Genomic DNA, 13,425 nt, shown 5'->3' with positions numbered 1-13,425 from the left:
GTGGATTCCCTGATCGAGACGCTGGAGTCCCTTGATCTGAGGTATGCGGATTTCATTGTCGCGGGGAGCGCACCGCTCCTCGTCCACGGTCTGCGCTCCAGCATTCAGGATATCGACATCGTCGCACGCGGCCCAGAATGGGAAAAGGTCGAAACACGGTACGGCGTCACCCGCGCACCCTACGATGACGTGCTCGTCGCCCACATTTCCCGCCATGGAATTCACGTTGAGATACTCAACGGCTGGTTCCCTCGCACCTTGGGATGGGACGTCGACCACCTGATCGAAAAAGCGGACGTGGTACAAGGCGTCAACTTCCTGCCGCTGGACCTGACCCTCGCCTGGAAGCAGGCCCTGGGCCGCGACAAGGACCTGGACGACATCCGCGAACTGGAAAACTTCCTGCGCACCGGGAACAGCCACCCGTAAACCCACCCGCCATACGCACATCGGGCGCCGACATGGCCGGTTCGGGCGCACCCACCACGGTCGGTCGTTTCGACACTCGGCGACTCTCATCGCTTCGCACATGAGCGCGCGCCGTGGATCCCATCTTCTCGGCGCACGGGTATGCGTCATATGGCCCCGGCAGAAGATCCTGGAGTCGATCAGTGTCAGCATTGACACGAGAGGGGCCACGGCTGAAATGCATCGAATGCCGTTCGAGACGAAGGCGCCCCGGCTGACTATCTGATCCTCACCGAGGGCACGCGGCACATGCAGTGACCGGGCTGGGGTGCGGACGAGGTGCTCGTCACGAACCGGTGCCGCGGGATCGTCCGGTGGCTGTCGGCGAGAGGTCGTCGTGGCAGCCGGACCGCCGGAGGACGCGCGGTTTCACGACCTCCGCCACCTTTCGAACCTGAACCCGAGGGTCGCGCAGAGCCGTCTCGGGCACGCGAGCATCAGCGAAACGATGGACCCGGGTGCGATCGGGAGTCTTGTCGGTGAAGCGCAGACGGATCCACGGCGGGAGCCGGCGGGCTTATGAGTGCCGCGTCGCAGATGAGAGGGATGGAGGCGGACGAGTCGGCCTGTAAGCCGGGTTCTGTACCTGACGCCCCCGAAAGGGGGTCGGGTGACGGCCATCCATCTCGGACCGTCGTTGCCGACGGCCTCCAGCGGTCTACCCGCAGGCTCGGGCGGGCAGCCCTCGAGCACCTGCGCGGAGCCTCGCGGCCCCTTCTTGACCTTGCTCCGGGTGGGGTTTACCGGGCCGCCCACGTCACCGTGGGCGCCGGTGAGCTCTTACCTCACCGTTTCACCCTTACCGCCGGCGCACCGGCGGCGGTTTGTTTTCTGTGGCACTGTCCCGCGGGTCGCCCCGGGTCGGTGTTACCGACCACCCTGCCCTGTGGAGCCCGGACTTTCCTCGACGGGGATCGCTCCCCGACGCGGCCGTCCGGCCGGCTCGTCCGCCGTCCTTCAAGGTTAGTGGGTGCGCGAGTCGAACGCGTACCGAACGGGCTTCGGTCAGCTCTCCAGATGGTGGACGTCGTTGTAGGCGCGGAGGGTCGCGGGGCCGTCGGGGTACCAGTCGATGGACGAGAGCGCCCCCACGTCCAGGTGCATCCGGAACAGGGCCGAGATCGGCGCGCCCAGCGCGTCCCGCACCAGGAGCTTGATGGGGGTGACGTGCGAGACGACGAGGACCGTCCGCTCGCGGTGGCGGACCTTCAACTTGTCCAGGGCCGTGCGGACACGGCGGGACACCTGCGCGAAGCTCTCCCCGCCGGGCGGGGCGGCGTCCGGGTCGGCGAGCCACGCCTTCATCTCGACGGGCCACGCCTTGTCCGCCTCGGCGAACGTGAGGCCCTCCCACTCGCCGAAGTCGGTCTCGCGGAAGCCGTCCTCGACCCGGACGGCCAGCCCGGTGACGGCGGCGATCTCGGCGGCGGTGGCGCGGCAGCGGGACAGCGGGGAGCTGACGATCGCGTCGAGCCCACGGTTCTTCAGGGTCAGGGCCGCGGCGCGGGCCTGTGCGACGCCGTTCGCGGTGAGCGGGACGTCGCGGATCCCGGCGAAGCGACGCTCGACCGACAGGGGCGTCTCGCCGTGCCGCAGCAGGACCGTGGTCATCGAGGTGGACGACGGCCGCGACCAGCCGGGCGGCGGCGGCTCCGGCTCCCCCGGCGTCTCCTCCACCCCGCGGACCCACGGCTCGCCGCGGGCCGCCGCGTCCATCGCCTCGTTGGCGAGCCGGTCGGCGTGCGCGTTCCGGTTCCGCGGGATCCAGCCGTAGGACACCGCGCCGAGGCCCGCCGCGAGCTCCCGGGCCCGTGTCGCCAACGGAATCATGTCCGGATGCTTGATCTTCCAGCGCCCGGACATCTGCTCCACGACGAGTTTGGAGTCCATCCGGACCTCGACGCGGGCGGACGGGTCGACTCCGGCGGCGGCCGTCAACCCGGCGATCAGGCCCCGGTACTCGGCCACGTTGTTCGTGGCGTGCCCGATCGCCTCGGCGACCTCCGCGAGGACCTCCCCGGTGAGCGCGTCGCGGACGACCGCCCCGTACCCGGCGGGGCCGGGGTTGCCGCGCGAACCGCCGTCCGCCTCGACGACGAGCCTGCGACCGCCCGTCCCGCCGCGTCCCGCGCTCACAGCCCCGACTCTGGGGTCCGGACGAGGACGCGGCGGCACTCCTCGCAGCGGATGACCTCGTCGTCGGCCGCGGCGCGGATACGGTTCAGGTCCACGGTGTTGAGCGCCAGGTGGCAGCCCTGGCAGGCGCCGCGGAACAGCTTGGCCGCGCCGACGCCGCCGAACTGGCCGCGCAGCTTCTCGTAGAGGGCGAGCAGGTCGTCCGGGACGTCCTTGGCGACGGCCGTGCGGGCGGTCGTGGTCGTCGCGGCCTCCTCGTCGATCTCCCGCTGGGCGGTGTCACGGCGGTCGACGAGGGCGGCCAGTTCCTCCTGCGCGGTGGCCTGGTCGGCGCGCAGCGCCGCGACCCTGCCCTCGGCCTCCTCGGTCCGTTCCATGATCTCCAGAACGACCTCCTCCAGGTCGGACTGGCGGCGTTGGAGCGACTCGATCTCCGCCTGGAGGCTGCCGAGGTCCTTGGCGGACGTCACCTGCCCGGAGTCGAGCCGTTTGCGGTCACGGTCGGCGCGGGTGCGGACCTGCTCCACGTCCTGTTCCGCCTTCCGCTGCTCCCGCTGAAGATCGTCGACCTCCGTCTCGGCGGCCACGATCGCGTCGCGCAGTTCGGTCAGCCGGGTCTCCAGCCGCTCGATCTCCGCCAGCTCGGGCAGGGTCCGGCGCCGGTGCGCCAGCCGGTCCAGCGAGCTGTCGAGCTCCTGCAGGTCGATCAGGCGAAGCTGGGCCTGCGGTGCGGCTTTCACCGAGAACCTCCCGTGCGGATGGCCGATCCGTCACGCTCCCGTACAACGGATTCCGGCGGTGGATTAGTCAAAGTGACCCCTTGCTGTGAAGCTCATCCTGTTTCGTGCGCCGGCGACGTCAACGCGCTCCCTCGTCGTGGAGGCTCCACGCGTCGGTGACGATCGTGGACACCCGCGTCTCCAGCTTGCCCGCCTCCGGTGAGGCCGCGACCAGGCGCCGTTCGGCGTCGGCGAGCCAGGGCCACTCCGTCGCCCAGTGCGCGGCGTCCACCAGCGCGGGCCCGCCGTGCTCGGCGAACTCCGACGCGGGATGGTGCCGCAGGTCGGCGGTGACGTACACGTCGACGCCCGCCGCCCGCGCGGTGTCCAGCAGCGAGTCGCCCGCGCCGCCGCACACGGCGACGGTGCGGACGGGACGGTCCGGATCACCCGCCGCGCGCACACCCCAGGCGGTGGGCGGCAGCCCGGCGGCCACCCGTCCGGTGAAGTCCCGCAGTGTGAGCGGCGCGTCCAGCTCCCCGATCCGGCCGAGGCCGCGGCGGGGATCGTCGTCGGCGGGGACCATCGGACGCAACACGCCGGTGAGGCCGACCGCCCGCGCCAACGCGTCCGACACGCCCGGGTCGGCGCGGTCGGCGTTGGTGTGCGCGGTGTGCAGCGCCACCCCGTTCACGATCATCCGGTGGACGAGACGTCCCTTCGGCGTGGTCGCGGCCACCGAGTGGACCCCGCGCAGCAGCAGCGGATGGTGCGTGACGATCAGATCCGCGTCCCATTCCAGTGCCTCGTCCAGCACCGCGGCCACCGGATCGACGGCGAACAGGACCCGGCGGACCTCCTGGTCAGGATCGCCGCAGACGAGCCCGACGGCGTCCCAGGACTCGGCCCACGACGGCGGATACAGCTCTTCGAGGACCGCGATGACATGGGATAGGCGCACGTCCCGCAGGCTACCGCGCCGCGACCCCGCCAACGAGCGTCACTCGGGAGCGCCCGCGTCTGAAACGATGGACGGGGGGCATCCCGATCGAGAGGAGTTCGCCCATGTCGGCTTCCGCCGCCTCCGCGGAACCGCGGTCTGCCAAGCCCACCGCACAACGGCCGCACATGCCCGGCTACGGAGTCCGGGGACCGGACGAGGGAAGCGGGCTGCTCCCGTGGTCCTGGGCCGTCCAACGGTTGGAGTCCGCGCGCAACTTCTGGCTGTGCACCGTCCGTCCGGACGGACGCCCGCACGCCATGCCGGTGTGGGGCGCCTGGGACGGCGAGGCGCTGTTGTTCAGCAGCAGCGCGCCGTCCCGCAAGATTCTGAATTTGAGGGCGAACCCGCAGGTCGTGGTGACCACCGAGGGGGCCGAGGAACCCGTCGTCATCGAGGGACGCGCGGAGATCCTCACCGACAGGCGAGACCTGCAACGCTTCATCGACCTGGTCAACTCCAAGTACGCGACCCGATATCGTGTGGACTTCCTGGACCCCGAGGTGAACGCGACCGTCGCGGTGCGGCCACAGCAGGCGTTCGGGCTCGCCCAGGGAGACTTCACCGGCTCCCCGACCCGATGGTCGTTCGGACACTGAACGTCCCCCGGGATCAATCTGGAGACTCATCGCGTTGGAGCATGTGTGAAGTCACCCTTTCGTCGCCGCAAGCGCGTCAAGGGCCGTGCCATGGGCAACCGCCCCGAGCCGGCCGAGCAGGAGACCGTCGAATGGCCCCGTGACGGGACGGGCAAGCCGACCCTGATGGGCGCCATCCGCGGCGACGGCAAGACCGGAGCGGGCTTCGGCGGCGGCCTGGCCGAGGACCTCGCCTCCGTGTTCGAGGGCTCGAAGAAGATCAAGGTCGAGGAGCAGGAGCGGCAGAAGCTGCTCCGCGAGGACGACCACGAGCAGACGGGCTCGGGCGCCACCCGCGACGACCTCACCTCCGGCAAGATCCGCATCCGCCGCGAGTCCGGCCCCGAATGACGCACGACATCATCACTCGAACGTAAGTTCGAACTGAGGTTATCCTTTCCAGGTGAGCACCTACGTTCCGCCCGGCTGGCCCTCGCAGGTGCACCCACCGGGTTCCGACCGTTTCGAGGACACCGCCCTCGCCTGGCTGCTGGAACTCGTCCCGCCCGAGTACCGCCGGTACGGCGTCCTGCGCCGTTACCCCATCGCCCTCGCCCGCATGGCCCGCCATCACGTCGCCGCGTCCGTCGAGGCGGCACGCGAGGGCTTCCGCACCGCCCGCGTCGACCTCGGCGACGTCGTCCCCCCGCACGGGATCGAGTCCGTCCTGGACACCTACCGCCGCGAGGGCGCCCGCCTCGTCACCCTCCTGCACGGCATCGAACTCGTCGAGACGGCCCTGCGCGGCCTCGCCGAACCGGACGACCCGGCCCATCAGCGCCCCTTCACCCCCAAGCTGTGACCACCCCGTTGACGCTGAGTCGCGACGTGCGCAAGCCTTGACCTGATTTCGACGGGAGGCGGAGTCCGGTGAGCGCACCACCTGGTTGGTACCCAGATCCGGAGTTGATGGGCCGCGAACGCTATTGGGACGGACAGACCTGGACAGACCAGTCCCGCCGCTACGAGGGCCGCGCCCGCCGCCGCCCCACACCCTCCAACACCGCCCCACCCCCACGACCGGACCACGCCTCGCCCCCCACCACCCCCCACGACACCAACCCGCCCGCTTCCGGGCCACCACGGCCAACGCCGGACAGCGCCTCGCCAAACACCCTGCCCCCACGGCAAGGACGCGTACCATCACCAACCACGTCGCGTCCCGCCACACCGCCCGACACCAACCCACCCGCCCCCGAACCACCACGCGCCCGAACCGACGACCCGTCGGGTGTTCCGCCTCTACGGCCGGGACGCCTACCACCACCAACGGCGCCGCCTCCCGCCGCGTCCAGCAACACCAACCCGCAGGCATCCAAGCCACCACCCACGCGAACCAGCACCCCGCCAGGCACCGCACCTCCGCATCCGGGACGCGTACCACCGATCACGCCGCCTTCCGCCACGCCCCGCGACACCAACCCGCCCGCTTCCGGGCCACCACGGCCAACGCCGGACAGCGCCCCGCCAGGCGCCGCCACTCCGCGGCCGGGACGCGTACCACCACCAACCGCGCCGCCTCTTGCCGCGCCCGGCGATACCGAGTCGCCTGCTTCCTCGCCGCCTCGTACGCGGATCGGTGTCCCGCCGGGCGGCGTGCCGTTGCGGCCGGGGCGTGTGGCGCCGTCGGCCGGGGAGGCTCGGGGGGTGGATGGTGCCGGGTCGGTTGGGCCGCCGCCGCCCTTTCGTACGGCTCCTCGTCTCGCGTCCCCGCAGGCGGAACAGGTTTTACCGCCGGAGAAGCCGGCTGAGACCCGGGATCGGTCGGTGGCGGACGAGGACGCCGGATCGGTGGGGGCGCGGGGTGATGGCGCACCGGTCGCAGCGGCCGGGGTGAGTGGGGCGTCTGCATCCGCCGAGTCGGTGGCGGCCTTTGCTCAGATGCCCCTGCCCGCGGTGGGGGCGGCGGAGCCTCGTTTCCTGCCCCCGGGGCGGTCGCGGGCGGTGGACGTCCCCGAGCGCGGCGACGGGCGGCGGTGGGCGTCGGTCGGGACGGTCGTGCTTGTGGAGGCCGTGGTGGTCTCGGTTGTTGCCGCCGGGTTGCCTATGGTGCGGCCGGTCTGGAGTGGTGTCGTGTTGTTCGCCCTCTGGACGGTTTCGCTGCTCGCCACGCTCAGCGCGCCGAAGGCGTACGGCTACCGGGAGCCGACCGCGGAGGAGCGGAGGCGGTTGGAGCAGCCGTGGCGGGACGTCCAGCGGCGGGCGGGCGGTGGCGCTCACCGGCTCGTGGTCGTGGACGCGGACGCGTTGAACGCGTGCACGCCGTTCGGGCGGACGGTCGCGGTCACGTCCCATGCGGCACGGTCGCTGCCTCCGGACCGGTTGGCGGCGGTGCTCGCGCACGAGTTGGGGCATTCGCTCGGCTGGTGGGCGGGGCCCGCGTTCCTCCGGGAACAGGTCACGGCGCCGAGCCGGGTCGCGTCGTGGGTGTGGCGGGCGTTGTGGGATCCGGTCGCGTCGATGTGGCGGCGGGCCGTGGCGTGGCACATGCCGATCGGGTTCGTGCTGGTCTTCCTGATGGCCGTCGTCGCGGCGGCGGTCACGGTCGTGGTGGCGTTGCCGGTCGGGGCCGCCCATGCCGCGCGGCTGTCGGGGCGTCTGCTGACGGGCCGGTCCGAGGCGCGGACGGACGCGGCGGTCGTGCGGATGGGGTTGGGCGCCGACCTGCTGGCGGCCGTGGAGCAACGGCTCGACGACAGCGGGCGGGCGATGCCGCTCCCCCTGGTCCGGCGGGCCGAGGGGTTGCGTCGCAAGCTTCTCGGCTGAGGGTTCAGTGGTTGCCGCCGAAGAGGGGCGGCGGGCCGCCTTCTCCGGGTGGACGGTGGCGCGGCGGGCCCGGGTCGGTCGACGGCGGCGCGGCCCACGTCGGTGGGGGTTGCGCGGCCCACAGGGGGTTCTGGGCGGGTTCCGGGCCGGGGAGGGCGGCGTGCGGGGCGGGCGGCTCCGGGAGGGGGCCGGTGGTGACGCGGTCCAGGGTGACGATCGACGGGTCGCATTCCACCGGTGTGAGGGTGCGTCCCCCGCCGGTGGCCGACTCGACCAGGAGCAGTGCGTGGTCGGGAAGGTGCTGGAGGGTGACGGGTTCGACGGCGTACTCGTACACGCGTTGCGTCGTGTCGGCGTCGCTCCAGTTGGTGCCCTCGGCGTAGGCGTGGGCGGCGGACCAGTTCCGGGAGGTGGAGGTCGCGGTCCCCTCGGTGTCGCTGCGGCTGGTGGAACCGCCCCGGTTGCTTCCGCGCGAGTAGGAGGTGGAGCGGTCGGGGAACATGCCGAACGGTTCGCCGCCCGAGTAGCTGGCGCCGGAGGAACGGCTCGTCCCCCAGGTGGTGGCGGTGCCGGTCGTGCGGCTGGTGCTGTGGGTCTCGGAGTCGCCCTCGCCCTCGGTGACGGTGGACGTGTGCGACTCGTTCCCGCCGACGTTCTTGGTGATCTGCGACAGGACGAAGCGGTGGTCGCGTCCGATGAAGTCGGCGGCTCGGGCGGCGTCCTCGTGGTTGCCGAGCCGCATGAACGCGACGGCCCCGCCGCCGATCATCTCCGCGGACGTGTCCCGCAGCCGCCGGAACAGCAGGGTGAGCGGCACGCCGCGCCGTTCGCACGCGTCCGACAGGCGTTCCAGATGGCGGCGGGCCAGGTCGTCGGCGCCCACGACGACGACCGCGGGGGTGGCCTCCCGGGACGCGGTGACGCGGTGCGTGACCCACTGCACGATCAGGTCGGTGAGCAGCTCGGACCGGACGTTGCGGGCGTGGCTGTCCAGCGCGACGCACGTCAGGTAGCCGGCGCCGGTCCGCTCGGGTTCGGTGCCGAGGTCCTCCAGCGGATGCACGTACGACTCGATCCGTGACAGGTTCGCGTGGGCCTGGCGGCGGTACTCGACGGTGAACAGTTCGTTCGCGATGCGCCGCCGCTCGTCCCGGGTCAGGTCCTCGCCGTCGTCGGGTTCGCCCATGAGCGCGCGGAGCGCGGCCGCGATCCTGCCCAGGGTGACGTGGTCGCCGAGCGCCTCGCAGATCTTGGTGAGGATCCGGTCGTCCATGCTGCGTTCGGCCCGCGCCGCGTCGGGCGTGCCGCCGTGCATGGACTCGACGATCGCGTCGACGAGGTCACGCGGCGACAGGTCGGTCAGCAGGCTGGACGACGACTGGCGGCTCGGCAGCAGTTGCACGTCCACCCCCATCCACGCCTCCCGTGCCAGTTCGACGAGTTCACGGCTGACGACCTCACGCGACAGGTCCAGCACGAGCAGCGGCTGGACGGCGAGCGTGGACGCCCCGTACGTGGTCAGCAGCGCCTCCCACGACCACAGCGTCCCGCCGAACACGTCCACGCGGCGGCCGGGTCGCGTGACCGCGCCCCATTCGGGCAGCCCGTCCAGCCGCGCGTGTTCGGACGCGTCGTGCGCCTGCCTGCGGGCCTGCCATTGGCGGGCCTGTTCGTGGTACCCGTCGGTGTTCTGCCGCCGGGCCAGTTCGTAGGCGTCCCGGGCGCTCTGCCGCTGCCGGACGGCCCACGACGCCATCACGGCCCCAGGGGAGGCGGCGATGGCGGCCAGGACCAGCGTCCCGACCGGGAAGCCGCTCGGGCCGCTGGAGGCGGCGGCGCAGGCGGCGAAGAGCACCAGGATCGAGGCGACGCCCAGGCTCACCGGCAGCGTCCGGTTGAGGTGGCGCCGCGCGAACGCCTCGGTCTCGGCGACGCGGCGGGGGAGGTACTCCGGCAGCGGCCGCTGCAGCGGCGGGGCCTCGGCGAAGGGCCGCAGGAACACCCGGCGGTCCCGGAACACCCAGCCGAGGCGCGGTTCGGGACTGAAGAGCCGCTCGACGCGCGACCCGAGCCGTCCGTGATCGACGGGTTCACCCCTCACGACGCTGAACTCCCGTTCTGTTCGGATGCAGGGTGATCGTCACGCCTTGGACGGGGTGTGCGCGGCGATGCGTGATCAACCCAAGCAGATTGACACCGGACTTGTCAGGTCGTCCATCCGGTTTCGGGCTTCCCACGGGGCTTCTTGCTCAATAGCCTGACCGGCCATGGCACTCACTGACATGTGGGACATGGTGCGCGGCCTCCCGGTGTGCCGGCTGCTGGAGGTGCCCCGTCCGGACGAGACGGACGGGCGTGACGAGTGGCGTGACCAGCGGCTGGCCGCGCTGGTGTCGGCGTACCACGCGGGCGGGGACCCGGTGCTGGTCGGGTGGCGGCGCACACGGCCGTCCGGCCCCACGGAGGTGTTCGTCGGCGGGGACGGGCTCCTCGCCGACCATGACGGGCGGGCCACGACGCTGAGCCTCCCGGCCGGTGGACGCGGCATGCCGGTGCCGGACGGCATCACCGAGGACTCCATGGCCCACTGGGTGAGCGTCGGCGCCATCGCGGACGGCCTGCTCGTGGACGACGACGCGCCCGACGAGCCCGCGAGGCCGTCCCTGGAGGACGGTCTCCTGTCCGTCTGGACGCGGCCGTTCGCGTGGCTGCTGGTCGCCGAGCCCGTGGACCCGGCGGAGGCCGGATTCCTCGCCGACGACCTCGCCGACCGGCAGCGGCGCGCCCAGTCGATGGCGGAGATGTCGCCGGAGGAGTCGGTCGCGGCCGTCCGGTTGGAGCGGCGGCACCGCGAGCTGCGCCGGGCGGCCACGTCGGGGCTGTGGCGGGTGCGGCTGATGGCGGGCGGGGCGACCGAGCGGGCGGCGGCGCGGGTCGCGGCGCTGGTGTGCGCGTCGGCCGATCTGAGCCGGTTGCCGTACGCCCTGGTGCCGGGGGCCGCGGGGCCGTTCGAGGCGAGCACGCAGCTGGTGGCGGCGCTCGCCCGGCCGCCGGTCCGGGAGGTCGCCGGGATCAGGTTCGTGATGCGGCCCGACTTCGACGTGACGCCCGAGTCGGCGGGCACCGGCGTGGCCCTCGGCCGGGTCCTGGACCGCGACCGCCGCGACGTCGGGCCGATGTCGGTGCCGCTGTCCAGCCTGAACCGGCACACGTTCGTGTGCGGCGCGACCGGCGCGGGCAAGTCGCAGACGGTCCGGTCGCTGCTCACGGCGGCATCGGGCGCGGGGGTGCCGTGGCTGGTGGTCGAGCCGGCGAAGGCCGAGTACCGGCTGATGGCGGCGCGGCTCCCGGACGCCGAGGTGATCACGATCCGGCCGGGCGACACCGAGGCCATCGCCGCGGGGATCAACCCGCTGGAACCGGCGGCGGGCCCGGACGGGCGGCCGTTCCCGTTGCAGACCCACGCCGATCTCGTCCGCGCGTTGTTCCTCGCCGCGTTCGACGCCGATGAGCCGTTCCCGCAGGTGCTGTCGGCGGCGCTGACCCGCTGCTACGAGCGGCTCGGGTGGGATCTGGCGCTCGGCGAACCGTCCGTCCCCGGGGCCGCGCCGCGCCATCCGACGCTCGCCGACCTGCAGGCCGCCGCCGAACAGGTCGTCACCGAGATCGGCTACGGCCAGGAGATCACCGACAATGTGCGCGGGTTCGTCCGTGTCCGGCTGTCGAGCCTGCGGCTCGGCACGACGGGCCGGTTCTTCGAGGGCGGCCATCCGATCGACTTCGACGCGCTCCTCCGCCGCAACGTCGTCCTGGAGATCGAGGACGTCGGCGACGACCGTGACAAGGCGTTCCTCATGGGGACGGTCCTGGTCCGGCTCGTGGAGCATCTGCGGATGCGGCAGCGGGCGGGCGAGGGCGCCGGGCTGCGTCATCTGACCGTGTTCGAGGAGGCGCACCGGCTGCTGCGCCGTAGCGAGCAGGCGGGGCCCGCGTCCCATGCCGTGGAGACGTTCGCGAGCCTCCTCGCGGAGATCCGCGCGTACGGGGAGGGGTTGATCGTGGCGGAGCAGATCCCGTCCAAGCTCGTCCCGGACGTCATCAAGAACACCGCCGTGAAGATCGTCCACCGGCTGCCCGCGCGGGACGACCGGGACGCGGTCGGCGCCACCATGAACATCACCGACGCGCAGTCGCGGTTCCTGGTGACGCTCACGCCCGGGGAGGGCGCGGTGTTCACCGACGGCATGGACTACCCGCATCTGGTCCGCATGCCGGACGGCTCGCACCTGGAGAAGGCCGCGCCGGTCGCGTCGCCCCGCGCGCTGGTCAGCCCGCGAAGCGGCACCTGCGGGGCGGACTGCCGCGACCTGCCGTGCACCCTCCGCGACATGCGCGCCGCCCAGCGGGCGGTGGCCGACCGTCCCGAGCTGGTCCTGTGGGCGGAACTGGCCGCGGCGGCCCATCTGACCGGCTGGGGGCCGCCGAAGCCGGACGTCTCCGTGCTGGACGGCCTGCCCTCAAGGCTGCGCGACTGTGCCCTGTCCCACGCGGTCGACGCCGCGGTGGCGGCCCGTGGCGCTCCGACCGGGCTCGCCGGGCATCTCGTCGCCACCTTTCACGGAGCCCCCTGCACCGACGGCGAGACGGAGTTCCTCGCGGCCCCCTACCGCTGGTGCCTCGTTCTGGAGGAACTCCAGCATGCGCACCGGGACGACCCGGACGCGGGCAGGCATCGACTGAGCGAGGAATGGGCGTCCGCCTATAAGAGAACCATTCCCGGTGACACTCTCGCCGACCAGTTCGGTCATGTCACGACCTGGTGGGAACGCGACCAACGTGATCCGCGGGCCCGTTCCGTGGCCCTCTGGGGCGGGACCCCGTCGGCGCTCGAAACCGCGGTCGGCGCGTTCCGCACCGACTCCGACTGGCCGGAACGGCTCCGCGAGGCGACGTCCCTTTTCGGCCACGTGGACGGCCTGCTCGATCTCTTTCTCCACACGGCCGACGCCGATGATCATGCATGATGGGGATCATGGGGGTACTGGAACAGGTGGCACCGAATCTGGTCGACGTCCTGCGCCGTGACGCCTGGTGGATGGGGTGGAACACCCTGCTGGCGTGGATTCCGGTGGGGCTGGCCTGGGTGCTCTTCCGGGGTCGGCGACCGTCCCGCTCACCCTTCTGGTGGGCCGGACTTGTCCTTTTTGTTCTCTTCTTGCCGAATGCTCCGTATGTCGTGACCGATCTGGTGCATCTGCGCGGCGACATCCTGCTGGCCGACCGCGGCGGGCCCGTCGTGAGCGTCATCCTGCCCGTCTACGCGGTGTTCATCGGCTCCGGCTTCCTGGCCTACTACCTGGCCCTCGGCGCCGCGCTCCGCCATCTCGCCCGCCTCGGCCTCGGCGCCTGGCAAGGCCGTGTCACCATCGCCGCGCACGCCGTCTGCGCCGTCGGCGTCTTCCTCGGACGCTGGGCCCGCCTCAACAGCTGGGAACCCGTCGCCGACCCGCAGGGCGCCGTCGAACGGATCATCGTCCATCTGACCTGGTCCTGGGCGCCCATCCTGATCATCGGCACGTTCGCGGTCACCTGGCTGTGCCACTTCCTGACCAGGGCCGTCGCCGAGGCGTCGTTCGACGCGACCGTCAAGGGCGCCCGCCGCCTCCACGCGTCCCTCACGTCCTGAGGCCCGCGCCCG

At 72.1% G+C, this 13,425-nt stretch carries 11 protein-coding genes, 1 other RNA gene and 1 pseudogene; 8 read left to right on the top strand and 5 right to left on the bottom strand.

Translation table 11 applies throughout. The features are described 5' to 3' along the window. Entirely contained in the window at positions 1-429 is a 429-nt protein-coding gene (locus tag D0T12_RS30890) for a hypothetical protein (protein WP_233526389.1), read from the top strand. Positions 430-1,021: 592 nt separating this feature from the next. Here D0T12_RS30890 and rnpB read toward each other — a convergent pair. The 4 genes from rnpB to D0T12_RS30870 all read right to left on the bottom strand — a co-directional run bounded on the left by rnpB (position 1,022) and on the right by D0T12_RS30870 (position 4,284). Further along, positions 1,022-1,414, bottom strand: an RNA gene (gene rnpB / locus D0T12_RS30885) — RNase P RNA component class A. Between the two features lie 59 nt (positions 1,415-1,473). Further along, on the bottom strand, positions 1,474-2,604 hold the full coding sequence (locus D0T12_RS30880; RefSeq protein WP_199487802.1) for a bifunctional RNase H/acid phosphatase: 1,131 nt from the start codon (positions 2,602-2,604) through the stop codon (positions 1,474-1,476). Beyond that, positions 2,601-3,344 carry a zinc ribbon domain-containing protein gene (locus tag D0T12_RS36065; RefSeq protein WP_199487801.1) on the bottom strand — a complete coding sequence of 248 codons (744 nt, stop codon included), beginning with the start codon at positions 3,342-3,344 and terminating at the stop codon, positions 2,601-2,603. Before D0T12_RS36065 ends, D0T12_RS30880 begins: the two co-directional genes overlap by 4 nt. A gap of 118 nt (positions 3,345-3,462) precedes the next feature. Next, positions 3,463-4,284 carry a Nif3-like dinuclear metal center hexameric protein gene (locus tag D0T12_RS30870; RefSeq protein WP_117404098.1) on the bottom strand — a complete coding sequence of 274 codons (822 nt, stop codon included), beginning with the start codon at positions 4,282-4,284 and terminating at the stop codon, positions 3,463-3,465. A 167-nt stretch (positions 4,285-4,451) separates the two neighbouring features. Here D0T12_RS30870 and D0T12_RS30865 point away from each other — a divergent pair, with 167 nt between their 5' ends. The 5 genes and pseudogenes from D0T12_RS30865 (at position 4,452) to D0T12_RS36835 (ending at position 7,727) form a co-directional block, all read left to right on the top strand. Next, entirely contained in the window at positions 4,452-4,922 is a 471-nt protein-coding gene (locus D0T12_RS30865) for a pyridoxamine 5'-phosphate oxidase family protein (protein WP_233526388.1), read from the top strand. 45 nt (positions 4,923-4,967) lie between these two features. Continuing rightward, the gene (locus tag D0T12_RS30860; RefSeq protein ID WP_117404094.1) at positions 4,968-5,312 is read left to right on the top strand and encodes a DUF6191 domain-containing protein; all 345 of its coding nucleotides are present in this window, start codon (positions 4,968-4,970) and stop codon (positions 5,310-5,312) included. 52 nt (positions 5,313-5,364) lie between these two features. Beyond that, entirely contained in the window at positions 5,365-5,763 is a 399-nt protein-coding gene (locus D0T12_RS30855) for a hypothetical protein (RefSeq protein ID WP_117404093.1), read from the top strand. A gap of 68 nt (positions 5,764-5,831) precedes the next feature. After that, positions 5,832-5,912: pseudogene (locus tag D0T12_RS37480) on the top strand (DUF2510 domain-containing protein); the annotation flags it as partial. Between the two features lie 930 nt (positions 5,913-6,842). Beyond that, a complete protein-coding gene (locus D0T12_RS36835; protein WP_233526387.1) occupies positions 6,843-7,727 on the top strand; it encodes a M48 family metalloprotease in 885 nt (294 codons plus the stop codon). 4 nt (positions 7,728-7,731) lie between these two features. Here D0T12_RS36835 and D0T12_RS30845 read toward each other — a convergent pair whose 3' ends face one another. Then, positions 7,732-9,828 (bottom strand): hypothetical protein, encoded by a 2,097-nt coding sequence (locus tag D0T12_RS30845; protein WP_117404091.1) that lies wholly within the window; start codon positions 9,826-9,828, stop codon positions 7,732-7,734. 166 nt (positions 9,829-9,994) lie between these two features. Here D0T12_RS30845 and D0T12_RS30840 point away from each other — a divergent pair, with 166 nt between their 5' ends. Beyond that, on the top strand, positions 9,995-12,751 hold the full coding sequence (locus tag D0T12_RS30840) for an ATP-binding protein (protein ID WP_117404090.1): 2,757 nt from the start codon (positions 9,995-9,997) through the stop codon (positions 12,749-12,751). Between the two features lie 8 nt (positions 12,752-12,759). Beyond that, a complete protein-coding gene (locus D0T12_RS30835; protein ID WP_117404183.1) occupies positions 12,760-13,413 on the top strand; it encodes a DUF1361 domain-containing protein in 654 nt (217 codons plus the stop codon). Positions 13,414-13,425 lie beyond the last annotated feature (12 nt).

This window comes from Actinomadura spongiicola, assembly GCF_003432485.1.
GTDB lineage: Bacteria > Actinomycetota > Actinomycetes > Streptosporangiales > Streptosporangiaceae > Spirillospora > Spirillospora spongiicola.
The sequence above is the reverse complement of the archived record's forward strand: the minus strand, read 5'-3'. Positions and strand labels throughout refer to the sequence as shown.

Bases quoted from the DNA above. Each gene is read 5' to 3' on its own strand.
- D0T12_RS36835 (WP_233526387.1), top strand. From the start codon at position 6,843: ATGCCCCTGCCCGCGGTGGGGGCGGCGGAGCCTCGTTTCCTGCCCCCG.
- D0T12_RS30865 (WP_233526388.1), top strand. From the start codon at position 4,452: ATGCCCGGCTACGGAGTCCGGGGACCGGACGAGGGAAGCGGGCTGCTC.
- D0T12_RS30835 (WP_117404183.1), top strand. From the start codon at position 12,760: ATGGGGGTACTGGAACAGGTGGCACCGAATCTGGTCGACGTCCTGCGC.
- D0T12_RS30840 (WP_117404090.1), top strand. From the start codon at position 9,995: ATGGCACTCACTGACATGTGGGACATGGTGCGCGGCCTCCCGGTGTGC.